This window comes from Methylibium petroleiphilum PM1, from assembly GCF_000015725.1.
In the GTDB taxonomy this organism is placed as follows: domain Bacteria; phylum Pseudomonadota; class Gammaproteobacteria; order Burkholderiales; family Burkholderiaceae_C; genus Methylibium; species Methylibium petroleiphilum.
This window is the reverse complement of record NC_008825.1, coordinates 2,938,986-2,960,595: the sequence shown is the minus strand read 5'-3', so window position 1 is coordinate 2,960,595 and position 21,610 is coordinate 2,938,986. Positions and strand designations below refer to the sequence as shown.

Annotated in this window: 21 protein-coding genes and 1 tRNA gene; 8 read left to right on the top strand and 14 right to left on the bottom strand. The window is 69.7% G+C overall.

Annotation, left to right across the window (positions count from 1 at the left end):
• Positions 1-43 precede the first annotated feature (43 nt).
• Genes MPE_RS14020 through MPE_RS14010 form a run of 3 tightly spaced genes read left to right on the top strand, consistent with a single transcriptional unit; the run spans position 44 to position 1,798 of the window.
• Complete coding sequence (locus MPE_RS14020) at positions 44-1,036, top strand: geranylgeranyl diphosphate reductase (RefSeq protein ID WP_011830362.1); 993 nt, start codon at positions 44-46, stop codon at positions 1,034-1,036.
• Positions 1,033-1,524, top strand: coding sequence for a TspO/MBR family protein (locus tag MPE_RS14015; RefSeq protein WP_011830361.1), 492 nt, complete (start codon positions 1,033-1,035; stop codon positions 1,522-1,524). Before MPE_RS14020 ends, MPE_RS14015 begins: the two co-directional genes overlap by 4 nt.
• 7 nt (positions 1,525-1,531) lie before the next feature.
• Positions 1,532-1,798 carry a hypothetical protein gene (locus MPE_RS14010; protein ID WP_011830360.1) on the top strand — a complete coding sequence of 89 codons (267 nt, stop codon included), beginning with the start codon at positions 1,532-1,534 and terminating at the stop codon, positions 1,796-1,798.
• 25 nt (positions 1,799-1,823) lie between these two features.
• Here the strand turns inward: MPE_RS14010 and MPE_RS14005 are convergent.
• From MPE_RS14005 to MPE_RS13980, 6 genes are all read right to left on the bottom strand, one after another.
• A tRNA-Thr gene (locus MPE_RS14005) sits at positions 1,824-1,899 on the bottom strand.
• 71 nt (positions 1,900-1,970) lie between these two features.
• Positions 1,971-3,233 (bottom strand): 6-phosphofructokinase, encoded by a 1,263-nt coding sequence (locus tag MPE_RS14000; protein ID WP_011830359.1) that lies wholly within the window; start codon positions 3,231-3,233, stop codon positions 1,971-1,973.
• A gap of 40 nt (positions 3,234-3,273) precedes the next feature.
• Complete coding sequence (locus tag MPE_RS13995) at positions 3,274-4,284, bottom strand: class 1 fructose-bisphosphatase (RefSeq protein WP_011830358.1); 1,011 nt, start codon at positions 4,282-4,284, stop codon at positions 3,274-3,276.
• Between the two features lie 52 nt (positions 4,285-4,336).
• Positions 4,337-7,033, bottom strand: a complete 2,697-nt coding sequence (gene pepN, locus MPE_RS13990; protein ID WP_011830357.1) for an aminopeptidase N — start codon at positions 7,031-7,033, stop codon at positions 4,337-4,339.
• Between the two features lie 47 nt (positions 7,034-7,080).
• A protein-coding gene (prfB, locus tag MPE_RS24025) for a peptide chain release factor 2 (protein WP_129448243.1) occupies positions 7,081-8,185 on the bottom strand; the annotation gives its coding sequence in 2 pieces (ribosomal slippage) (positions 7,081-8,103 and positions 8,105-8,185; 1,104 coding nt in all).
• A 131-nt stretch (positions 8,186-8,316) separates the two neighbouring features.
• Entirely contained in the window at positions 8,317-9,255 is a 939-nt protein-coding gene (locus MPE_RS13980) for an alpha/beta fold hydrolase (RefSeq protein ID WP_011830355.1), read from the bottom strand.
• A gap of 137 nt (positions 9,256-9,392) precedes the next feature.
• Between MPE_RS13980 and MPE_RS13975 the strand changes: the two genes are divergently transcribed.
• The gene (locus tag MPE_RS13975) at positions 9,393-10,163 is read left to right on the top strand and encodes a glycosyltransferase family 2 protein (RefSeq protein WP_202796700.1); all 771 of its coding nucleotides are present in this window, start codon (positions 9,393-9,395) and stop codon (positions 10,161-10,163) included.
• Positions 10,163-11,086 (top strand): DUF6492 family protein, encoded by a 924-nt coding sequence (locus tag MPE_RS13970; RefSeq protein ID WP_011830353.1) that lies wholly within the window; start codon positions 10,163-10,165, stop codon positions 11,084-11,086. Before MPE_RS13975 ends, MPE_RS13970 begins: the two co-directional genes overlap by 1 nt.
• On the opposite strand, the gene MPE_RS22805 is transcribed toward MPE_RS13970, so the two are convergent.
• The 8 genes from MPE_RS22805 to MPE_RS13930 form a co-directional block, all read right to left on the bottom strand.
• Entirely contained in the window at positions 11,083-12,072 is a 990-nt protein-coding gene (locus MPE_RS22805; protein ID WP_011830352.1) for a glycosyltransferase family 2 protein, read from the bottom strand. The genes MPE_RS13970 and MPE_RS22805 overlap by 4 nt on opposite strands.
• 11 nt (positions 12,073-12,083) lie before the next feature.
• Positions 12,084-13,307, bottom strand: a complete 1,224-nt coding sequence (locus MPE_RS13960; RefSeq protein WP_011830351.1) for a glycosyltransferase — start codon at positions 13,305-13,307, stop codon at positions 12,084-12,086.
• A gap of 46 nt (positions 13,308-13,353) precedes the next feature.
• Positions 13,354-14,001 carry an acetyltransferase gene (locus MPE_RS13955; protein ID WP_011830350.1) on the bottom strand — a complete coding sequence of 216 codons (648 nt, stop codon included), beginning with the start codon at positions 13,999-14,001 and terminating at the stop codon, positions 13,354-13,356.
• A complete protein-coding gene (locus MPE_RS13950) occupies positions 13,998-15,104 on the bottom strand; it encodes a DegT/DnrJ/EryC1/StrS family aminotransferase (protein WP_011830349.1) in 1,107 nt (368 codons plus the stop codon). Before MPE_RS13950 ends, MPE_RS13955 begins: the two co-directional genes overlap by 4 nt.
• 52 nt (positions 15,105-15,156) lie before the next feature.
• A complete protein-coding gene (locus MPE_RS13945; RefSeq protein WP_011830348.1) occupies positions 15,157-16,254 on the bottom strand; it encodes a glycosyltransferase in 1,098 nt (365 codons plus the stop codon).
• A complete protein-coding gene (locus MPE_RS13940; RefSeq protein ID WP_011830347.1) occupies positions 16,251-17,297 on the bottom strand; it encodes a glycosyltransferase family 9 protein in 1,047 nt (348 codons plus the stop codon). The genes MPE_RS13945 and MPE_RS13940 overlap by 4 nt, the downstream gene beginning before the upstream one ends.
• Positions 17,294-19,066, bottom strand: coding sequence for a lipid A export permease/ATP-binding protein MsbA (gene msbA / locus MPE_RS13935; RefSeq protein ID WP_011830346.1), 1,773 nt, complete (start codon positions 19,064-19,066; stop codon positions 17,294-17,296). The genes MPE_RS13940 and msbA overlap by 4 nt, the downstream gene beginning before the upstream one ends.
• A 98-nt stretch (positions 19,067-19,164) precedes the next feature.
• Positions 19,165-19,926, bottom strand: coding sequence for a 2OG-Fe dioxygenase family protein (locus MPE_RS13930; RefSeq protein ID WP_011830345.1), 762 nt, complete (start codon positions 19,924-19,926; stop codon positions 19,165-19,167).
• A 132-nt stretch (positions 19,927-20,058) separates the two neighbouring features.
• Between MPE_RS13930 and ybaK the strand changes: the two genes are divergently transcribed.
• Genes ybaK through MPE_RS13915 form a run of 3 tightly spaced genes read left to right on the top strand, consistent with a single transcriptional unit; the run spans position 20,059 to position 21,564 of the window.
• Positions 20,059-20,544, top strand: a complete 486-nt coding sequence (gene ybaK, locus MPE_RS13925; protein WP_041929695.1) for a Cys-tRNA(Pro) deacylase — start codon at positions 20,059-20,061, stop codon at positions 20,542-20,544.
• 31 nt (positions 20,545-20,575) lie between these two features.
• Complete coding sequence (gene plsY / locus MPE_RS13920; RefSeq protein WP_011830343.1) at positions 20,576-21,208, top strand: glycerol-3-phosphate 1-O-acyltransferase PlsY; 633 nt, start codon at positions 20,576-20,578, stop codon at positions 21,206-21,208.
• Entirely contained in the window at positions 21,205-21,564 is a 360-nt protein-coding gene (locus MPE_RS13915) for a RidA family protein (RefSeq protein ID WP_011830342.1), read from the top strand. The genes plsY and MPE_RS13915 overlap by 4 nt, the downstream gene beginning before the upstream one ends.
• Positions 21,565-21,610 lie beyond the last annotated feature (46 nt).

The following is a 21,610-nucleotide window of genomic DNA, read 5'->3' as shown; positions in this document are numbered from 1 at the left end:
GCGCATGGCGCGCCGGCTGCGCGCTTTCAGCAGGTTGACACGCATGGTGTCACCGACCGACAAGCGGGTCGACATCCCGATCGAGAACGGCTTCGTCGGCATGGTCGACCGCGATGCCTTCGACGAGTGGCTGCGCGCGCGTGCCGCCGGTAGCGGTGCACAACGGCAGATCGGCAGCTTCGAGCGGCTCACGCGCGACGACGACGGTGTGAGCGTCGTGCACTACCAGGCCCGAGAGCGGCCCGGCGACGCCGCCAGCGCGCCGCGCAGCGTGCGTGCGCGCTGCGTCATCGGTGCCGACGGCGCGCGCTCGGCGGTGGCCCGCCAGGCGATCGCCGGTGCGGAGCGCAACCCCTGCGTGTTCGCCTACCACGAGATCGTCCGCGCGCCGCTGGCCAAGCCGGTCGGCTACGACGGTTCGCGCTGCGACGTCTACTACCGCGGCAGCCTGTCGCCCGACTTCTACGGCTGGGTGTTTCCGCACGGCGACACGCTGAGCATCGGCACCGGCAGCGCCGACAAGGGTTTCTCGCTGCGCGCGGCGGTTGGTCGCCTGCGCTCCGACTCTGGGCTGCAGGGCGCTCAGACGTTGCGCCGTGAGGGTGCACCGATCCCGATGAAGCCTCTGCGGCGCTGGGACAACGGCCGCGACGTGCTGCTGGCCGGCGACGCCGCGGGCGTCGTCGCGCCGGCCTCGGGCGAGTGCATCTACTACGCGATGGCCTCTGGGCGCCTTGCGGCCGAGGCGGTCGAGTCGGCGCTGCAGACCGGCGACGGCCGCTGCTTGCGGCAGGCGCGGCGGCGCTTCATGAAGGCCCATGGCACGGTGTTCCGCGTGCTCGGCGTGATGCAGTGGTTCTGGTACTCCAGCGACCGCCGCCGCGAGCGCTTCGTCACGATCTGCGAGGACCGCGACGTGCAGCAGCTCACCTTTGAGTCGTACATGAACAAGGAACTGGTCCGCAAGAAGCCGATGGCCCATGTGCGCATCTTCTTCAAGGACATGGGGCACCTGCTGGGGCTGGTGCGCGCATGACCTCACGCGGTGGTCTCCTCAAGCCTGTCCTGATCGCGGCGGCTGCCGCGCTCGCGGTGGCCGGCCTCGGGGGCTTGATGACCGACCTGGGCCCCTGGTATCAGCGGCTCGTGCAGCCGCCCTGGAAGCCGCCCGACTGGCTGTTCGGTCCAGCATGGACGGCGATCTTCGCGCTGGCGGCCATGGCCGGCGTGATCGCGTGGCGCCGCGCGCCGCGGCGGACCGACCGGGAGTGGATGCTGGCGCTGTTCGCGCTCAACGGCTTCCTGAACGTGCTGTGGAGCCTGCTGTTCTTCCGCCTGCACCGGCCCGACTGGGCGCTGTTCGAGGTGTTGCTGCTGTGGCTATCGATCCTGCTGCTGATCGGGGCGCTGGCCCGTTATGCACGCACCGCGAGCCTGTTGCTTCTGCCCTACCTCGCGTGGGTGGCGTTCGCCGGCTTCCTGAACCTCGCGACCGTCCGTCTCAACGGCCCGTTCGGGTCCTGAGGTCGCCGTGCTCGAAGGCCTGTCGAGCGTCACCGTCATCGATCTGGTGATCGGCCTGACGCTGTTCGAAGGCCTCGCGCTGGCGCTGTACCACCGTCGCACCGGCAAGGGCGTGCCGGTCGGCGACTTTGCCGTCAACCTCGTGTCGGGGCTGTGCCTGATGCTGGCGTTGCGCGCAGCCGTTACCGATGCGGCATGGTATTGGATCGGCTTGTGGTTGACCGTAGCCGGGGGCGCTCATGCGACGGATCTGATGCGGCGCTGGCGCCGTTGAACCGTTCTGCGACGAACACAAGCGATGGTGCCGGTGAAGAGAGTCGAACTCCCGACCTTCGCATTACGAATGCGCTGCTCTACCAACTGAGCTACACCGGCAAGGTCTTTTCAGACCCTCGGGGCGTCAATGCCGCTCCGAGAAAACGCAGATTCTAGCCGATGGCGTGGCACTACTTCAGGTCGAAGGCAGCCAGCTTCTTCGGCACTGCCACGTTCTTCAGGCTCACGTAGCGCGGCAGGCCGTTGGTGAAACGCGGATAGTCCTCGCCCTGGATCAGCGGTCGCAGGTAGCGGCGGCACTTCTCGGTGATACCGAAGCCGTCCTTGGAGATGAAGTCGCGCGGCATGAACTTCTCGACGTTGGCCACCTTTGCCAGTGGCGCCATGCCGATGCGGTACTTGTACGGCGCATCGGACAGGCGCTCGATCGTCGGCATCACCGCGTTGTGGCCCTGCAGCGCGAGCTCGACCGCCTTTCGCCCCAGCGCGTAGGCCTGGGTCACGTCGGTCTTCGACGCGATGTGGCGCGCCGAGCGCTGCAGGTAGTCGGCCACGGCCCAGTGGAACTTGTGGCCGAGTGCCTGCTTGATGAGGTTGGCCACCACCGGCGCTGCGCCGCCGAGCTGCGCGTGGCCGAAGGCGTCGCGCGCGCCCTGCTCGGCGAGGAAGCTGCCGTCCGCGTGGTGGCACCCTTCGGACACCACCACGGTGCAGTAGCCGTGCTGCCGGACGAGCTGGTCGACGCGGGCAAGGAATTCCGGCTCGTCGAACACGATCTCGGGAAAAAGGATCACCACCGGGATGCCCTGCTCCTCGACCAGGCCGGCGGCCGCGGCGATCCAGCCGGCATGGCGGCCCATGACCTCGACGACGAACACCTTGGTCGAGGTCTTGGCCATCGAGCGCACGTCGAACGAGGCCTCGAGCGTCGACACCGCGACGTACTTGGCCACCGAGCCGAAGCCGGGGCAGCAGTCGGTGAAGGCGAGGTCGTTGTCGATGGTCTTGGGCACGTGGATCGCCTGCACCGGGTAGCCCATGGCCTCCGACAGCTGGCTGACCTTGAAGCAGGTGTCGGCCGAGTCGCCGCCACCGTTGTAGAAGAAGTAGCCGATGTCGTGCGCGCGGAACACCTCGATCAGGCGTTCGTACTCGCGCCGGTTCGCCTCGAGCGACTTGAGCTTGTAGCGGCAGGAGCCGAACGCGCCCGACGGCGTGGAGCGCAGCGCGGCGATCGCCGTGGCCGACTCCTTGCCGGTGTCGATCAGGTCCTCGGTCAGCGCGCCGATGATGCCGTCGCGGCCGGCGTAGACCTTGCCGATGCGGTCCTTGTGGCGGCGCGCCGTCTCGATCACGCCGCAGGCCGAGGCATTGATGACCGCCGTCACGCCGCCCGACTGGGCATAGAACGCGTTTCTCTTCTGCTTTGCCATCGACTCGTCCTCCGCGGTGGTGACGTCGCGGCCGCCGCTGTCAGCCCGCTTCGCGATGGTAGGCGCTCGCGCGCTCGACCTCGTTCTTCGAGCCCAGGATCACGCTGACGCGCTCGTGCAGCTGGCTCGGCTGCAGGTCGAGCACGCGCTGCTTGCCGTTGGTGGCCGCGCCGCCGGCCTGCTCGACGATGAAGCCCATCGGGTTGGCCTCGTACATCAGCCGCAGCTTGCCGGCCTTGGCCGGTTCGCGCTTGTCCCAGGGGTACATGAAGACGCCGCCGCGGCACAGGATGCGGTGCACGTCGGCCACCATGCTGGCGACCCAGCGCATGTTGAAGTCCTTGCCGCGCGGGCCGTCCTTGCCCTGCAGGCATTCGTCGATGTAGCGTTGCATCGGCGGCGCCCAATGCCGCTGGTTGCTCATGTTGACCGCGAACTCCCTGGTGTCCTCGGGGATGCGCACCTCGTCGGTGGTCAGCACCCACGAGCCCTGCTCGCGGTCGAGCGTGAACATCGCGACGCCGTCGCCGACGGTCAGTACCAGCGTGGTCTGCGGGCCGTAGACGCAGTAGCCGGCGGCCACCTGGGCGCTACCGGGCTGCAGGAAATCCTGGGTGCTGACGCCCGGGGTATCGCTCTGCTTCTTCAGTACCGAGAAGATGGTGCCGATGCTGACGTTGACGTCGATGTTGCTCGAGCCGTCGAGCGGGTCGAACAGCAGCAGGTATTCGCCCTGGGGGTAGCGGTTGGGCACGACGTAGATGCTGTCCATCTCCTCGCTGGCCATGGCCGCGAGCGCGCCGCCCCATTCGTTGGCCTCGATCAGCACCTCGTTGGCGATGATGTCGAGCTTCTTCTGCACTTCGCCCTGCACGTTCTCGCTGCCGGCGCTGCCGAGCACGCCACCCAGCGCGCCCTTGTTGACGCTGATCGCGATGCTCTTGCAGGCGCGCGCTACCACTTCCAGTAGCAGGCGCAACTGCGCCGGGATGCGGCCGCGCTCGCGCTGCTCCTCCACCAGGTACTGCGTGAGGCTGATGCGTCGGGTCATCTCGGGGTTCCTTCGGACGTGAGAGAGGAGGAGGGGGGAGGAGGAGGGCAGGTCAGTCCTGCAGCGCGCGCGTGACGATCTCGCGCGTGTCCTCGGACAGCTCCGGCTTGGCCGCCACGCGGGCGATCGCCTCGCGCGCGGCGCTGCGGTAAGGCTCGGCCAGCGCACGCCAGCGGTCGAGCGCGCGCGCCAGCCGCGAGGCGAGCTGCGGGTTGATGGCGTCGACCTCGCACACGCGCTCGGCCCAGAACACGTAGCCGGCCGCGTCGCGGCGGTGGAAGGCGGCCGGGTTGTTGAGGAACAGCGCCGCCAGCACGCTGCGCGCCCGGTTCGGGTTGCGCAGCGAGAAGTCGGCATGCTGCAGCAGGGCCTTGGCCCGCGTGAACACGCGGCCGGCGTGCTCGCCGACCGGCTCGCTCGCGCCGGCCTGCAGCGCGAACCACTTGTCGATCACCAGCGCCTCGCCCTTGAACAGCGCGTGAAAGCGCTCCAACGCCGGCACCGCCAGCTCGGCGTGCGCGTTCACCAGAGCCGACAGCGCGCCGAAGCGGTCGGTCATGTTGCCGGCGTCCTTGAAGCGCTGGTAGGCCCGGCCGGGCCAGACGGTGTCGCCGCTGCCGGTGGCGTCGAGCACCAGCATCGCCAGAGCCAGGTTGGCCAGCGCGCGCTGGCCGGCGCTGTGTGCGTCGGGCGAGTAGCCGCCCGCGGGCTGGTGGTGCTCGTAGGCCCAGACCCAGTCGTCGCGCAGCGCCTGCGCGAGCTGCAGGCGCGCGGCCTCGCGCACCGCATGCACACGCTGTGGGTCGATCTCCGCACCCAGCCGCTCGCCCACATAGGTTTCGGTCGGCAGCGTGAGCGCGAGCTCCTTGAAGGCGGCGTCGAGTGAGGGATCGCGCAGCAGGCTGTGCATTGCCGCGACGAAGGGCTCGTCGAGCACCGGCGTGCCGTCGTCCGGCCGTCGGGCCGCCGCGAGCAGGCGGCGCAACGCGAGCTGCTGGCCGGCCTCCCAGCGGTTGAAGGCGTCTTGGTCATGCGCCAGCAGCACCAGCAGCTGGGCGTCCGTCAGTGCGGCGTCCAGGACCACCGGCGACGAGAAGCCGCGCAGCAGCGAGGGCACGGGTTCGGACTCGACGCCGACGAAGGTGAAGGCGGCGCTCGGCTGGTCGAGCACCAGCACGCGGTCGGTGCCGCCCGCGGCCGGTTCGCCCTCGAGCTGCAGCGGCAACGCACGGCCGTCGTCGGCGGCCACCAGGCCGATTGCGACCGGGATCACCCACGGCTGCTTGTCGGGCTGGCCCGGCGTGGGCAGGCCGCGCTGCGTGAGTTCGAGCGTGTAGCGGCGAGACTCGGCGTCATAGCGGCCGCTCGCGGCGAGCTGCGGCGTGCCGGCCTGCGCGTACCAGCGTTTGAAGGCGTCCAGTCGCCCGGCCAGGGCGCTGCCGGGGTTGGCGTCGGCGATCGCCTGCGCGAAATCGTCGCAGGTCACGGCCTGGCCGTCGTGGCGCTCGAAGTAGCGCTTCATGCCGGCGGCGAAGCCGTCGCGACCGACGAGCGTGTGCATCATCCGCACCACCTCGGCGCCCTTTTCATAGACGGTGGCGGTGTAGAAGTTGTCGATCGCCTGGTACTGGTCGGGCCGCACCGGGTGCGCCATCGGGCCGGCGTCCTCGGAGAACTGCACCTGACGCAGCAGGCGCACGTCCTGGATGCGCTGCACGGCGCGGGCGCTGGCGGCGCCCGCCATGTCCATGCTGAACTCCTGGTCGCGGAAGACCGTGAGCCCCTCCTTCAACGACAGCTGGAACCAGTCGCGGCAGGTCACGCGGTTGCCGGTCCAGTTGTGGAAGTACTCGTGGCCGACCACGCTCTCGACGTGCGCGAAATCGAAGTCGGTGGCGGTGGCGGCGCTGGCCAGCACGAACTTCGTGTTGAAGATGTTCAGGCCCTTGTTCTCCATCGCGCCCATGTTGAAGTCGCTGACCGCGACGATCATGAAGCGCTCCAGGTCGAGCGACAGGCCGAAGCGCGCCTCTTCCCAGGCCACCGAGGCGATCAGCGAGTTCATCGCGTGCTCGGTCTTGTCGAGGTCACCGGCCCGCACATAGACCTGCAGCAGGTGGTCCTTGCCCGAACGGCTGCGGATCTTCTGCTCGCGCATCACCAGGTCGGCCGCGACCAGCGCGAACAGGTAGCTCGGCTTCGGGAAGGGGTCGTGCCACTTCGCGCAGTGCTTGCCGCCGTCGAGTTCGGCCTGCTCCACGAGGTTGCCGTTCGACAGGAGCACCGGGTAGGCCTTGGCATCGGCCTTCAGCGTGACGGTGTAGACCGCCATCACGTCGGGCCGGTCGAGGAAGTAGGTGATGCGGCGGAAGCCCTGCGCCTCGCACTGCGTGAAGAAGCCGCCGCCGGAGGTGTACAGGCCGGACAGCTGGGTGTTCTTCGCCGGTGCGCAGGTGTTGCGCAGCTCGAGCGTGAAGCGGCCGTCCGGCAGGCCGTCGAGCACCAGTTGCGCGCCCTCGACGCGGAAGGAGATGCTCTCGCCGTTGACCAGCACCCGCGTGAGGTTGATGTCCTCGCCGTCCAGGCGCAGCGGCTGCATCGGCAGGTCGGGGTTGCGCTCGACCTCCATGCGGTTGATGACCAGCGTCTTCTGCGGGTCCAGGTCGAACGTGAGGTCGACGCTGCGGATCCAGTAGGCCGGGGCGCTGTAGTCCTCGCGGCGGACGAGGGAAGCGGTGCCTTCGCGCATGTGCGGTGTCTCCAGGGGAACTTCGTGGGGGTCGAGCGGGGTGGGGCTCAGACGCCCTGCTTCAGGCTGGCCTCGATGAAGGCGTCCAGGTCGCCATCGAGCACCTTCTGCGTGTTGGAGATCTCGACGTTGGTGCGCAGGTCCTTGATGCGGCTGTTGTCCAGCACGTAGGAGCGGATCTGGTGGCCCCAGCCGACGTCGGTCTTGGTGTCTTCCAGCTTCTGCTGCTCTTCCTGGCGCTTGCGCATCTCGTGGTCGTAGAGGCGCGAACGCAGCCGCTTCCACGCCACGTCGCGGTTGCTGTGCTGGCTGCGGCCGTCCTGGCACTGCACGACGATGCCGGTCGGGATGTGCGTCAACCGCACCGCCGAGTCGGTCTTGTTGATGTGCTGGCCACCCGCACCGCTGGCGCGGAAGGTGTCGGTGCGCACGTCGGCCGGGTTGATCTCGATCTCGATCGAGTCGTCGACCTCCGGGTAGACGAACAGCGACGCGAAGCTGGTGTGGCGCCCGCCCGAGGAATCGAACGGGCTCTTGCGCACCAGGCGGTGCACGCCGGTCTCGGTGCGCAGGTGGCCGAAGGCGTAGTCGCCCTCGACCTTGATCGTCGCGCTCTTGATGCCGGCAGTGTCGCCCTCGGTCTCGTCCTCGATGGTGGCCTTGAAGCCCTTGCGTTCGCAGTACTTGAGGTACTGGCGCAGCAGCATGCTGGCCCAGTCGCACGCCTCGGTGCCGCCGGCGCCGGCCTGGATGTCGATGAAGCAGTTGCTCGGGTCGGCGGGGTTGCTGAACATGCGGCGGAACTCGAGCTGCTCCACCTGCGCGGCCAACCCCAGCGTCTCGGCCTCGATGGCGCGCAGGCCGTCCTCGTCGCCTTCTTCCTTGCTCATCTCGTAGAGCTCGGCGTTGTCGGCGAGGTTGCGCTCCAGCGACGCGATGGTGTCGACCACCGTCTCGAGCGACTTCTTCTCCCGTCCCAGGGCCTGGGCGTTCTTCGGGTCGTTCCAGACCGTCGGATCCTCGAGCGCGGCGTTGACCTCGCTCAGGCGGCGCGACTTTTCATCGTAGTCAAAGATACCCCCGGAGCTGGGCCGTGCGCTCGCGCAGGTCAGCAAGTTGGTTGCCGAGGGCGTTGATGTGTTCGATGTCCATGGGGATTCCTTCGTGTTCGGAGAGCGGCGGCTGACGGCCGCTGATCCGTGGATTTTCTCATGCTGCCCCGGAGCGGGCGAGGATGAGGGCGGGTGCCATCGCGGCACGCGCTCCACCGCCCCGCAGGCGACTCACGGCCCCGACAGGAAACGCTCGATGTGCTCCGACAGATGCTCCGGCTGATCGTGATGCAGCATGTGCCCGGCGTCTTCCAGCATCACGCGTTCGATCGACACGGTGGAGGCGATCGAGGCCAGGCGCTCCTCGAAATCGCTGCGCGGGTAGCTGTTGCCCCACCACTTGGACACGTCGGTCTGCCGCCCCTCCACCCACAGCAGTGGCGCCGTGATGCGCGCCCAGCAGGCCAGCACTTCGTCGACGCGGTAGAGCAGCGGGTTGCTGCGCTTGTGCGCCGGGTCTCCCTGGATCTCCCAGCGTCCTGCTGCCGTCTGGCGCGCCCAGTGCGGCGCCAGCCAGGAGGCGCGTTCCGCGGTGAGCCGCGGGTTGTTCTGGCGCAGCCGGTGCGCGACCTCGTCGAGGCTGGCGTAGTCGCGCAGGCTCTGCGGCGCCTTCAGTTCGTCGAGCCATTTCGCGTAACGGCCGGGCGCCTGGGCCGGCGCGCTGCGCGGCATGCCGAAACCCTCGAGATTGATCAGTCGGCGGATGCGCGCGGGCCGCACGCCGGCATAGAGCATCACGATGTTGCCGCCCATGCTGTGGCCCAGCAGGTCGACCGGCTGATCGGGGGCGAAGTGATCGAGCAGCGCGTCCAGGTCGGCCAGGTAGTCGGCGAACCAGTAGCTGTCGGTGCCCGGCGGCGCCACGCTGCCGCCGAAGCCGCGCCAATCGGGCGCGAGCACGAGGCGCGGTGTGGCGAGCGCGTCGACCAGGAACTGGAAGGACGCTCCGACGTCCATCCAGCCGTGCAGCAGCATCAGCGGCGGGCGGTCGGGTGCGACGAGCGAGGCATCGCCCCAGGCATGCACCTGGTAATGCAGGCCGCGAACCGGCACGTGGAGAACGCGGGACGGGCGCAGGCCGGGAGCGGTCGACGAGGAGGGCGAGGTCATGCGCGGAGGGTAGCTCGTGTTGCGCGCGGGTGCTGCGCACAGCCGCTCGCGGCGGCACGAGCGCCTATCATCCGGGCCGACGCGACTCCGCCCCCGCCATGCTGCCCCGTTCCAGCCGCCGCACGACCCTCTCGGTCATGATGATCGTCCGCGACGAGGCCGACCGGGTCGAGGCCTGCCTGCAGTCGGTGGCTGGCTGGGCGAGCGAGATCGTCGTGCTCGACAGCGGCAGCACCGACGGCACGACCGACATCGTGCGACGCTACACCGACAAGCTCTGGGTCACCGACTGGCCGGGCTATGGCCCGCAGCGCAACCGCGCGCTCGACCACTGCAGCGGCGAGTGGGTGCTGTCGATCGATGCCGACGAGGTGGTGACGCCCGAACTGCGCGACGAGATCGACCGCGTGCTCGACGAGCCGGAGCGCGACTTCACCGTGCTGAAGATGCCGTGGAAGACCTACTTCTTCGGCCGTCCGCTGAAGCACGGCCGCTACACCTCGCCGCAGGCCAAGCTCTTCCTGCGCGAAGGCGTTCGCTACCGCGACCACCAGGTGCACGAGTCGCTGCTGATGCCGCGCCGCAAGGACCGCGTGCTGAAGGCGCCGCTGGAGCACTACTCGTGGCGCAGCTACCAGCACGTGCAGGAGAAGCACCTGAAGTACGGCTGCCTGCTCGCCGGACAGAAGTTCGCCAAGGGCCACCGCGGCAACCTGGCGTATGCGGCGCTGCGCTTCGGGACCGACTTCCTGCAGCAGTATCTGCTGCGCGGCGGCTTCCTCGACGGCAGCCGGGGCTTCCTGATGGCCGTGATCCTGGGGCAGTACGCGTTCCACAAGTACGCGGCGCTGTGGGCCCTGGAGGCGGATGCGGCAACGCCGCCGAGCACGCCGCCGCCGGCGCCATGATGAAGGCGCCGCCGCGCGTCGCGCTGCTGACGCCGACCTACCGCGCCGACCTGCAGCGCTTCGGCCTGCTGCGCGAGGCGCTCGAGGCCTTCGGCTGCGACTGGCCGCACCTCGCGGTGGTGCAGACCGAGGACCTGCCACTGTTCCGCAACGCGCTGGGCGCCTCTCGGGTCGAGTGGATCGCGTCGGCCGAGGTGCTGCCCGCCGAGGTCGAGGCCACGCGACGGCGCCTGTCGGGCTGGCCCGACGGCTACCGCAAGCTGCGCCGCAGCCTGGCCAAGCGCTTCGGCTGGTTTCCGGACGCGGCGAGCGATGGATGGCACGTGCAGCAGATCGTCAAGCTCGCCGTGCCGGCGATCGGGCCGCACACGGCCTACGTGGCGCTCGACTCCGACGTGCTGCCCACCGTGCCGCTGCGCGCCGAGCACTACCTGCACGACGACCGGGCCGCGTTGATGATCGAGCACCAGCCCACCTTCGCGCACTGGGCCGAAGCCGCCGCGCGCATGTTGGCGCTGCCGGCCGAGACGGTGCGCCCGGTGAACTTCGTGGCCTGGCCGTTCGTGTTCCATCGCGACACCGCGCGCGGTCTGCACGCCCACCTGGCCCAGGTGCATGGCGGGCGCCCTTGGTGGCGCAGCCTGCTGGGCCAGCGGCCCGGCGAGCTGTCGGAGTTTACGCTCTACGGTGCCTACGCGCAGTTCATCGAGCGGGGCCGCCACCATTTCGAGAGTTTGGCGAACACCGCGACCCGCTTCGTGATCACGCAGCAGCAGCGTGACCAGGCCGCCGCGCTGGTCGAAGCGGCGTTTGCCGATCCGGCCGCGCGCTTCGTGCTGCTGCAGGCCAGCCGCCGCTGGCCCGTCGAACCGCTGGTGCCGCTGATCCGGCAACGGCTGCAGCAGGCCGCGGCCCGGCTCTAGCGGCGGCGTGGCCGCAGCAGGCGGCCCAGCGTGTCATAGGTGGCGTTGATGCGCCAGGCCCCAGGCACCTGCCGCGCCGCCCGCCACAGCGCCAGCAGGCGGGACGCCCGGGGGCGCGAGTGGTCGTCCTGCAGCGCACGCAGCGTCTTGCGCCACTGCAGCGCCGCGAGGGCGGCGCGGGCGTCCGCGTGCAGGGTCTGCAGGGCCGAGTCGTCGAGCAGGCGCGTCAGCAGCGCCTGGTGCTCGTCACTGAAGCGCTCGGCATCGGCGAGCGACTTGGAGGCGCCGTGCAGCCGGAACCACGCCAGCGTGCGATCGCTGTACTGCACGCGCGGAAAGCGCTGCGTGTAGCGGATCAACAGGTCGAGATCGAAGCGGTAGTGCAGCGTCGCGTCGATGCCAGTCTCGCGCAGCGCCGCGGTGCGGTACCAGATGCCCGGCTGGTGCCAGCGCGTGCGCGACTCGATCGGCAGGCGCACCAGGTCGCGTGCCGTCAGTGCGCGGCTGGCGCGCAGGCGGTCGAGCCGGTGCTCGCTGAAGTTCTGCGTGCAGCCGCCGAACAGGTCGGAGTCGCGCACGCGGGCCACCTCCCACAGCGCGCCGGGGGCCAGCAGGTCGTCGGAGTTGATCCAGTTGAACCACTCGCCGTCGGCGCGGGCCAGGCCCTTGAGGAGGGCATCGACCTGGCCACGGTCGCGCTCTGTCACCCAACTGGTCAGCCACGGTGCGTAGTGCCGCAGGATGTCGACCGAACCGTCGGTGCTGCCGCCGTCGATCACGTGGTAGTCGAGCGCCGGATAACCCTGCTCCAGTACCGAGCGGATGGTGGATTCGAGGAAGGCGGCCTGGTTGTAGGAGGGTGTGACGACGGTGATGCGCGGCGGGTCCGCGGGGCGAGCGGCGGCCGACGGGATCGCGATGCCGGGCCAGTGGGGCGGCAGCCGTGCGGGGGTCAGCCGAGCGGGTAGCTCCGGACGGGAAGTCATGGTCTCTCAGCCTAGGCCCGGCGGCTCTGCTGCCGCCGCGCGAATTCGATGGATTCCAGAAGGGTCGACCCGCACAGGCGTCGGCGCTTCTGTCCGCTCTCGACAAGATGCTGCGCCGAGGGGCAGACGTGCGGCGCCGCGAGGGCGGCGCGCATGCGATCGGCCAGCGTCGCCGCGTCGCCGGCCGGGAAGTAGCTGACCCGTTCCTCGGCAATCTCGAGGTTGACCGGGATGTCGGAGAGGATCGAACGCACGCCGAGGGCCACGGCGTCGTACACCGCACCGCCGCCGGGTCCGCCTTCGAAGCGCGTTGGCTGGATCACCGCCACCGCGTCCTTGAGCAGCGCGATCTGGTCGTCCTTGGGGATCAGCCCGAGTATCTGCACCCGCTCGCTGATGCCCAGCGATGCGAGCGACTGCAGCAGGCCCGGGAAGTACGCGGGATCCCGGTGATCTTCCGTCGAACCGGTGCAGACGAGCGTCAGTCCAGGGTGGTCCTTCGCCACCTCGGCGTAGGCACGGAACGCGGTCAAGTGATCCTTGTGCTTCCAGAACTGGCTGCTGATGATGAAGTAGGCGCCGGCGATGCCATACCGGGATCGCATCGCGCCCGAATCGAGCGCGAACCAGTGGGCGGCGGGCGCGGCCCCGAACGGCAGGGGGAACACCCGCGCAGCATGTCCAGGACAGAAGCGCTCGATGTCCGCGGCGACGTCTCTCGCGTTGACGATGACGCTCGATGCACGTGACAGCGTGGACCGGAAGCGTCGGTCGCGCGAGGCCGATTCGTCCGGCGTGAAGTACTGCGGAAGATGGCGGTGCTGGAAGTCGTAGATGTAGCCGACCCAGGGGACTCGCACCACCGGCTTGAGCGCCGAATCGGCCGGCAGCAGGGCCTGCAGGCCGAGCCGTTCCGAGGCTCGTGCGATGGCGGCGTGCCCGGCCTCGATGCGGTGCACATGCACATCGATACCGTGGCCGGAGAAGATCCGTTCCATGGGCTCGCCGGCGGGCGATGCTGGTGCGGGCAGCGGGTGACCCAGCCATTGGCGGCTGCTTCGCCACAGGGCACCGGCCCAGCCGCGTTCGTGGAAGCGGCGCCGTGGCTCGGGCAGCAGCGCGTGCAACTCCATCGGCTCCCCGGTGGCCGCCAGGCTGGCCGTGACCAGCCTGAGGAAGTCCTGGCCGCCCGTCCACCGAACGAAGCCATGACCGAGCAGACCCAGCTTCAGCATGGGTCACGCAGCCGTCGCGCGGCGGCCGGTGCGGCGGTGAACGGACTCATCGCCGTCGCCGGGCGGGAACGCCGACATAGACGCCGTCCTCCACGTCGATCGACCGGACCAGGACCGCGCCGGCGCCCAGGGTGGTCCTGGACGCCACGCTCAGCTTCTCCAGCACCTGGCATCCGGTGCCGGCCAGGCAGCCGTCGCCCATCCTGACGTTCCCGGACACATTGCATCCGGGGTTGAACACGTTGCAGGAACCGATGACCGAGTCGTGACCGACCGTGGTGTTGAGGTTGAAGACATTGAAATCACCGACAACGACATCGCATTCCACCGCGCTGCCGGCATGGAACAGGTTGCCCACGCCGCACCTCAGGTACTCGAGGCTGACCGTCATGCGGGGATGGAACAGGTTCGGGAAGCGAAGGTGGCTCAGTTTCGACAGCCGCGTCGCCAGCGCTTGGCGGATTCGCGGCGAGCCGATGCCGATCACGACGTCCAGGTCGTGCCGGGCATCGAGCAGGAGCGCGTCGGTCCCGACGACCTTGCCGAACGGCATGGCCGTGCTCGCACCGGCCTCGTCTTCTCCGAGGAAGGCGATCTCCGTCCACGAACCAGTGGCCTGCATCACGGCGTGCGCGAGCTGGGCGACCTCTTTTGCGTAGCCCCCCGTGCCGACGATGTACAGACGCGAGCTCATGCCGACCTGGAGCAGAAGCTTGCGATCGAGTGGGCGATGTGGTCGATCTGTTCGCCGCTCAGGCCGGGCCAGCTCGGCAGGTTGATGCCGCGCCATGCCAGGTCCTCCGCCACCGGGTGCTTGCGGTAGCTGCGGGCATACATCGGCATCGTGTGCACTGGATAGAACAGGGGGCGGGTCTCGATGCCCGCTTCGGCCAGAGCCGCACGCAGCGGCTCACGCGCTTCGGCGCGCTCGGTCAGGATCGACACCATCCAGTAGCTGTGCTGCGTGTCGGGCGCCTCGGCGTGGAGCTCGATCGGCAGGCCGGCGAGGCGACGCGCGTACTGCTGGGCCAGATCCCGCTTGCGCGCGATGATCTCGTCGGCCCGCTCGAGTTGCGCGAGGCCGATGGCCGCGGCGATGTTCGTCATGCGGTAGTTGTAGCCGACCACGTCGTGCCAGTACTCGCGGTGCGCGGCCAGACCCTGGCCCTTGAAGTGGCGCGCGCGTTCGTTCAGGGTCTTGTCATTGGTGACGACCATGCCGCCTTCGCCGGTCGTGATGGTCTTGTTTCCGAAGAAGCTGAACGTGGCGATGTCGCCGAAGGTCCCGGCATGCCGGCCCGCGTACGTCGATCCGAAGGCCTCCGCGCAGTCTTCCACGAGGAACAGGCGGTGCTCGCGCGCGATCGCGGCCAGCGCGGCCATGTCGCAGGTCTGACCGTAGAGATGGACCGCGAGGATCGCGCGTGTGCGCGGCGTGATGTGGCGCCGCACGTCCTCCGGGTCCATCTGCCAGCTGCTGCGCAGCGAATCCACGAAGACGGGCGTGGCGCCGGTGTACGAGATGGCATTGACGGGCGCGATGTAGGTGAGCGTGGGAACGATGACCTCGTCGCCCGGTCCGATGCCCAGCGCCAGCAGCGCCAGATGCAGGGCGACCGTGCCGTTGCAGACGGAGGCGGCGTGCTCGACCCCGATGTACGCCGCGAACGCGGACTCGAACTCTCCGACGAAGCGGCCGCGCGAGGAGATCCACGACGAGTCGATGCACTCGTTGACATAGGCTTTGACGTTCCCGCTGAGATCTGGGCGGTAGACAGGAATCCGGTGCTGGTTCATCGGGAAACTCCGAGTGGCGGATGGCGTGGCGCCTGGACGGCGGGATTGTCGATCACCCGGGCGCCGCCCCGACGCAGGCGCGGTACACGGCCAGGTTGCCGTCCACCATCGCATCCACCGAAAACTCGTCGAGCACCAGCTGCCGCCCGGCCGCGCCGTAGCGCGCGCGCAGCGCGGGGTCGCCGAGCAGGTTCGTCAGGTGCTGCGCCAGCGCGGCGGCATCGCCGGGTTCGATCAACTCGCCGTTCAGACGCGGCCGCACGATCTCCGGGATGCCGCCGGCGCGTCCAGCGACGATCGGCAGGCCGCAGGCCGCTGCCTGCAGCAGCGCAACGCCCAGACCCTCCATCTCGGCCGGATGCACCATCACGTCGATGCACGGCAGCACCCGCTCCAGGTCCCGCCGGAAGCCAGGGAACAGCACACGCTCGCCCAGGCCGGCTTCGCGCACCAGATCCTGGATCGCCTCCAGTTCCGGACCCTGCCCGAACAGCAGCGTGCGGGTGCGCGGGTGCACCGCCAGCACGGCCGGCAGCGCGGTCAGCAGCGTGCGGTGGCCCTTGCGTGGGATGAATTGCGCTGCCATCGCGAGCGTGGCCTCGTCCTCGGCCAGGCCGAACTCGGCGCGCAGCCAGGCGCGGTCGGCCGGTTCGGGGCGGTAACGCCCGGTGTCGACCGCGCTGTGCACGCACACCACCTGGTCGGTCGACAGACCCTCGCCCAGCAGCACCTGGCGGATGCCCTCGGAGATCGCAATCACGCGTGCGTAGAGACGGTACTTGCGCTTCACCCACCAGCGTGGCTCGGGGTTGTCGACACGCCGGCTCAGGACGGCCGGCACGCCCTCGCGGCGGGCCGCCAGGCCGCCCCACAGGTCGCTGCCGCGCCGGCTGTGCAAGTGCACGATGTCGGGGCGTTCCTCGCGGATCAGTGCCTGCAGGCGCCCGACCATGCCGAAGTCGGCGTCGCCCTTCATGGCGATCTCGTGCACCCGCAGCGCATGCGGGCGCGCCGCCTCGGCGATCGCGCTGCCGTGCGGACAGACCAGCACGGCCGGTTCGCCGCGGGCCTTCAGGCCCTGCAGCAGGAACACCACCTGCAACGCCCCGCCGTAGAGATGCCGGCCGGCTTCGACGTGCAGGCTCTTCATGCCACCGGCTCCAGCAGGCGAGAGGCTTCGGCGAACACGCGGTCGACCTCGAAGGCGCGCATGCAGTCGTAGCGGCCGTCGCAGGTCGGGTGGCGCTGGCAGGGCGAGCAGTCGAGTTGCTCGTAGAGCACCACGCTGCGCGGCGTCCTCGGGTCGCGGTAAGGGCAGGTCGATCCGAACAGCGCGACGGTCGGGACCTCGAGCGCGGTGCCCATGTGCGTGAGCCCGGTGTCGACGCCGATCAGCAGTGCCGCGCTCTCGATCGCGGCCACCGTCTCGTCGAGCTTCAGGCCACCGACCAGATCGACCAGGCCGGGCGCGCCGGCCGCGATGCGGCCTGCTGCAGCACGGTCGGCGGGGCCGCCGAGGAGCACGGGGACCAGCCCCGCGTCGCGGCAGCGGCGCGCCAGGGCCTGCCAGCGGTCCTCGAACCAGTGCTTCTGTGGGCGCGTCGTGAACGGGCACAGCGCCACGTAGCGCCCGCCCGCAGCTACGCCGGCCGCGGCCAGTCGCGCGCGGGCTGCCGCGCGCGGCGCGGTGCCGACCGCCAGGTCGAGCCGGAAACTGCCGTCCGGCGCACCGAGGTGCCGGGCGAGGTGGCGGTACTCGGCCCCGATGGGGCGTGGACCGGCCTCCGGCGGCGGGACGACGCGCTCGGTGGCGAGGTGGTGGCTCTGTTCACGACCGATGAGACTGAGGCGACGCGGTGCTCCGCTGAGCCAGGACCAGAGGGCGCTCTTCAGCAGGCCCTGGGTGTCGAGCGCGAGATCGAAGCGCTGCGCCCGCAGCGCGCGGCGGAAGTCGCGGAAGCGGCGCCACAGCTCGGCGTAGTGGCGCGCGCGCCACAGTTGCTGCCACTCGGCGCGCGGCCACACGATCACTTCGTCGAGCCGCGGGTTGTGCACCAGCAGCGGGGCCGCCGCCGGCTCGACCAGCCAGGCGATGCGGGCATCGGGGTGCAGCGCTCGCAGCGCCGGGATCAGCCCCGAGGCCATCACCACATCACCGATCGCCGACAGCCGCACGATCAGGATGCGCTTCATGAGCCGGCGGCCTCTCCTGCCGCCGGCAGCCCGTCGTCGGCGAACTGCAGGCGGTGCAGGCGGCTGTAGATGCCGCCGCGCGCCAGCAGCTCGGCGTGGCTGCCGACCTCGTGGATGCGGCCCTGGTCCAGCACCACGATGCGGTCGGCGTTGACGATGGTCGACAGCCGGTGCGCGATGATCACCGTGGTGCGGCCGCGCTTGAGGTTCTCGATCGCCGCCTGGACCGCGCGTTCGCTCTCGGTGTCGAGCGCCGAGGTCGCCTCGTCGAGGAGCAGCACTGGGGCGTCCTTCAGCAGCGCACGCGCGATCGCGAGACGCTGGCGCTGGCCGCCCGAGAGGCGGGCGCCGTTTTCGCCCACCGGAGTCTGCAGGCCCTGGGGCAGCGCGCGGATGAACTCCATCGCATGCGCGGCCTCGGCCGCCGCCACGATCTCGCCCTCGCTCAGATGGCGCTGCGCGCCGTAGGCGATGTTGGCCGCCACGGTGTCGTCGAACAGCACCGTGTGCTGCGTCACCAGCGCGAGGTTGGCGCGCAGGTCGGCCAGCCGGAGTTCGCGCAGGTCGATGCCGTCGAGGCGGATGCTGCCGGCGTCCGGCACGTAGAAGCGCGGGATCAGCGCCATCAGCGTGGTCTTGCCACTGCCGGAGGCGCCGACCAGCGCCACCGTCTCGCCCGGGTGGATCTCGAGGTCGACGCCGGCGAGCGCCTCGCGCTCGGCCTGCGGGTAGCGCAGACGCACGCCTTCGAACTGCAGGCGACCCTGCGCCCGCGCCAGCGAGCGCGTGCCGGCATCGGGTTCACCTGGCGTGTCAAGGATCTCGAAGATGCTCGCGGCGCCGGCCAGGCCGCGCTGCAGCACCTCGTTGACGTTGGACAGGCGCTTCAGCGGCGCCAGCAGCAACGCCATCGCGCCGAAGAAGGAGACGAAACCGCCGACCGTGATCTGGTTGTTCTGCGACTGAAGTGCCGCGTAGTAGATGATCGCGGCCAGCGCCAGCACGGCGATGCCCTGCACGATCGGACCGTTGGCGGCGGCGGTGCTGACCACCTTCATCGTGTAGTGGCGCAGCTCGTGGGCCACGCGGGCGTAGCGCTCGGATTCGTAGGCGGCGCCACCGAACACCTTGATCTCGCGGTGCGCGCCGATCGCCTCGTCCATCACGCGTGTCATCTCACCCTGGGTGCGCTGCTGTCCGCGACTCAGGCCGCGCAGGCGCCGGCTGACGGCGCGGATCACCCAGGCGATCAGCGGCAGTACCGTGAAGAACACGAGTGAGAGCCGCCAGTTCAGGTAGAGCATGTAGCCCAGCAGCCCGAGCACTGTGAGGCTGTCGCGCACGATGGTGATCAGTGCGGTGGTGATCAGCGGCGTGACCTGGGCTGCATCGTAGGCCAGCTTCGAGAGGGTGGCAGCGCCGGCGTGGGCATCGAAGTAGCTGGTGGGCAGGCTGAGCAGCTTGTCGAAGGCGCGGGTACGCAGGTCGACCAGCATCTTGTTGGCCACGCTGTGGAGCGCCACCGTCTGGCTGAAATCGGCCAGGCCCCGCACCAGGAACAGCAGCACGATCAGGAAGGGCATCGCGTGGATGGCCCAGGGATCCTTGTTCACGAAGCTGCCGTCGAGCAGTTCCTTCAGCAGCGCGGGCAGCGCCGTCTCGGTGGCCGCGTAGGCGACCATGGCCAGGACGCCGAGCGCGAAGATCCGCCAGTACGGTCGGACGAAGCCGAACAGGCGACGGTAGATGTTTGAATCGGAAGGAGTCACGGCGCAAGGTCGAGGGCGGACCGATTGTCCACGTTTCGAGCCGGTGCCCCGCCCGTGTCCGGCCTGGAGGTGCAGCCCGGCGCGCCGCCGGTGTCCCCTCAGGCCGGCGCCTGGAAGCCGCCGCTGCGGTAGGTCAGGACCAGCGTGTCGCGATGGGCCGGCACCGCCGGGTCGGCGGGGTCCAGCGGCAACAGCGGCGTGCTTTCGTGGATCACCTGCTGATCGTCGAGCAGCAGCACGGTCCAGGGCTGCTCGAGCGTGAAGCGCACGCCCTGCGGGCCCGCCGCGTCGAATACCCGTGTCTCGCCGCCGCGCACGCCCTGCCGGCCGATGAACACCACCGCGACGAAGTCGACGCCATCGCGGTGAGCGCCTTCGGGCGTCGGCCGCCCCACGCCCCCTTCGGTGTCGATGCGGAAGGGATGGGCCTCGATGTACCAGCGGCCGCCCTGCGGCGCGCGCAGCTTGGCGAACAGCTCGCCGAGCGCAACCAGCAGGGCGCTCCACGAAGGCAGGTGGATCATCTCGTTCGACAGCGGCTCGAACCAGCGCTCCATGCCGCCATGCAGCGCGTTGTAGGTGGTGGGTTGCCAGTGGGCGCGGTGCTGCACGGTCTCGAGCTGCCCCGGCTGCAGGGTCTGCATGAAGCAGCCGTGACGGCGGTAGCGGTAGTGGCCGCCATCCTTGAGGTGCAGGTCCGGCGCCAGCTCTTCCCAGTACGGCAGCATCATGTCGAAGGCGTCGAGCGGCATGCCGGTCAGCGTTTCCAGCGCGGCCGGCGTCAACACGCAGAAACCCTGGGCGCGCAGACGCTGCAGCGCGGTGGCGCGGCCGAGGGGCAGTTCGATATCGACGTGCATGGCGGGAGGGCGGCGTAGAGACGGGGGTCCGGTAGGCTGGCGCCGCAATCTAGCATGCAGTGCACACGCCTTCCTTCCCCAGGATCGTGTCGCGCGGCGCGGTGCCGGCGCGCGTCAGGCAGACTCCCGGGCATGAGCCGCAGAGACCACGCCAGCGAGACGCCGGCCACCGCGCTGCTGAAGCGCGCGAAGCTGGCCTACACCGAGCACCTGTATGACTACGTGGAACGTGGCGGCACCGCCGAGTCGGCGCGCCAGCTCGGTGTCGAGGAGCACCACGTCGTCAAGACACTGGTGATGCAGGACGAACAGGCCAAGCCGCTGATCGTGCTGATGCATGGTGATCGCCAGGTCAGCCTGAAGGCGCTGGCGCGCGAGATCGGCTGCAAGCGGGTCGAGCCGTGTCCGCCCGAGGTCGCGCAGCGCCACAGCGGCTACCTGGTGGGCGGCACCTCACCCTTCGGCACGCGCAAGCCCATGCCGGTCTACGTGGAGGCCGGCGTGCTGGAGCTGCCGAAGATCTACCTCAACGGCGGCCGGCGCGGCTACCTGGTCGGGCTGGATCCGCGGCGCGCGGCTGAACTTCTGGGGGCCGTGCCGGTGCGTTGCGCCGGGTGATGCCGCGGCTGGCGGCGGCAGAATACGTGCCATGCCGTCCTTCCTTCCTGTGCTTGCCGCGCTCGCGGCCTACCTGCTCGGCTCGCTGTCGTTTGCGGTCATCGTGAGCCGCACCGTCGGTCTGTCCGATCCGCGCAGCTACGGCTCCGGCAACCCCGGCGCGACCAACGTGCTCCGCTCGGGCCACAAGGGCGCGGCGATCGCCACGCTGCTGCTCGATGCCCTGAAGGGCGCGCTGCCGGTGCTGCTGGTCGAGCACTTCGGCGCCCCCTACGGCCTGGAAGAGGGTACGGCGGCCCTGGTCGGCTTGGCCGCCTTCGTCGGCCACCTGTGGCCGGTGTTCTTCGACTTCAAGGGTGGCAAGGGCGTCGCGACCGCGGCGGGCGCGCTGCTGGCGCTCAATCCCTGGCTCGGCCTGGCGACGCTGCTCACCTTCGTGATCATCGTCGCCTTCTTCCGCTACGTATCGCTGGCGTCCATCGTCGCCGCGGCCTTCGCGCCCTTCTACCAGTTGCTGATCTGGGGCGCCGGACCCGCGGCGCTGGCGATCGCGGTGATGAGCCTGCTGCTCGTCTGGCGCCACGGCGCGAACATCAGGAAATTGCTTGCCGGCACCGAGAGCCGGCTGGGACAGAAGACTTCACCTTCCAAAGGACACTCATGAGCATTCAACGTTTTGATGTCGGTACCCGCCTGTCGGAGATGGCCGTCCACCGCACCGGCGAGGGCGGCACCGTCTACCTTGCAGGCCAGGTGGCCGCCGACGCCAGCCAGGACATCCGTGGCCAGACCGCCCAGGTGCTGGCGGCCATCGACGCCCTGCTGGCCCGTGCCGGCACCGACAAGCGGCGGCTGCTGCGCGTGGAGATCTTCCTCCCCGATCTGGCCGATTTCCCCGCTTTGAACGAAGTTTGGGAGGCTTGGTTACCGGCGGGCGAAGCGCCTCCGCGCGCGACCGTCAATGCCGCGCTGGCCAAGCCGGAGTGGAAGGTCGAGATGCTGGTGACGGCGGCGCTCTGACGCGCGGCTCGCGCTGGCGCGCCCGATAACCGGGATTTATTGGCGT

Excerpts from the sequence above, each read along its gene's own strand:
- MPE_RS14020 (WP_011830362.1), top strand. The coding sequence starts at position 44 with ATGGTGTCACCGACCGACAAGCGGGTCGACATCCCGATCGAGAACGGC.
- MPE_RS14015 (WP_011830361.1), top strand. The coding sequence starts at position 1,033 with ATGACCTCACGCGGTGGTCTCCTCAAGCCTGTCCTGATCGCGGCGGCT.
- MPE_RS14000 (WP_011830359.1), bottom strand. The coding sequence starts at position 3,233 with ATGGCAAAGCAGAAGAGAAACGCGTTCTATGCCCAGTCGGGCGGCGTG.
- MPE_RS13995 (WP_011830358.1), bottom strand. The coding sequence starts at position 4,284 with ATGACCCGACGCATCAGCCTCACGCAGTACCTGGTGGAGGAGCAGCGC.
- pepN (WP_011830357.1), bottom strand. The coding sequence starts at position 7,033 with ATGCGCGAAGGCACCGCTTCCCTCGTCCGCCGCGAGGACTACAGCGCC.
- MPE_RS13980 (WP_011830355.1), bottom strand. The coding sequence starts at position 9,255 with ATGACCTCGCCCTCCTCGTCGACCGCTCCCGGCCTGCGCCCGTCCCGC.
- MPE_RS13975 (WP_202796700.1), top strand. The coding sequence starts at position 9,393 with ATGATGATCGTCCGCGACGAGGCCGACCGGGTCGAGGCCTGCCTGCAG.
- MPE_RS13970 (WP_011830353.1), top strand. The coding sequence starts at position 10,163 with ATGAAGGCGCCGCCGCGCGTCGCGCTGCTGACGCCGACCTACCGCGCC.
- MPE_RS22805 (WP_011830352.1), bottom strand. The coding sequence starts at position 12,072 with ATGACTTCCCGTCCGGAGCTACCCGCTCGGCTGACCCCCGCACGGCTG.
- MPE_RS13960 (WP_011830351.1), bottom strand. The coding sequence starts at position 13,307 with ATGCTGAAGCTGGGTCTGCTCGGTCATGGCTTCGTTCGGTGGACGGGC.
- MPE_RS13955 (WP_011830350.1), bottom strand. The coding sequence starts at position 14,001 with ATGAGCTCGCGTCTGTACATCGTCGGCACGGGGGGCTACGCAAAAGAG.
- MPE_RS13950 (WP_011830349.1), bottom strand. The coding sequence starts at position 15,104 with ATGAACCAGCACCGGATTCCTGTCTACCGCCCAGATCTCAGCGGGAAC.
- MPE_RS13945 (WP_011830348.1), bottom strand. The coding sequence starts at position 16,254 with ATGAAGAGCCTGCACGTCGAAGCCGGCCGGCATCTCTACGGCGGGGCG.
- MPE_RS13940 (WP_011830347.1), bottom strand. The coding sequence starts at position 17,297 with ATGAAGCGCATCCTGATCGTGCGGCTGTCGGCGATCGGTGATGTGGTG.
- MPE_RS13930 (WP_011830345.1), bottom strand. The coding sequence starts at position 19,926 with ATGCACGTCGATATCGAACTGCCCCTCGGCCGCGCCACCGCGCTGCAG.
- ybaK (WP_041929695.1), top strand. The coding sequence starts at position 20,059 with ATGAGCCGCAGAGACCACGCCAGCGAGACGCCGGCCACCGCGCTGCTG.
- plsY (WP_011830343.1), top strand. The coding sequence starts at position 20,576 with ATGCCGTCCTTCCTTCCTGTGCTTGCCGCGCTCGCGGCCTACCTGCTC.
- MPE_RS13915 (WP_011830342.1), top strand. The coding sequence starts at position 21,205 with ATGAGCATTCAACGTTTTGATGTCGGTACCCGCCTGTCGGAGATGGCC.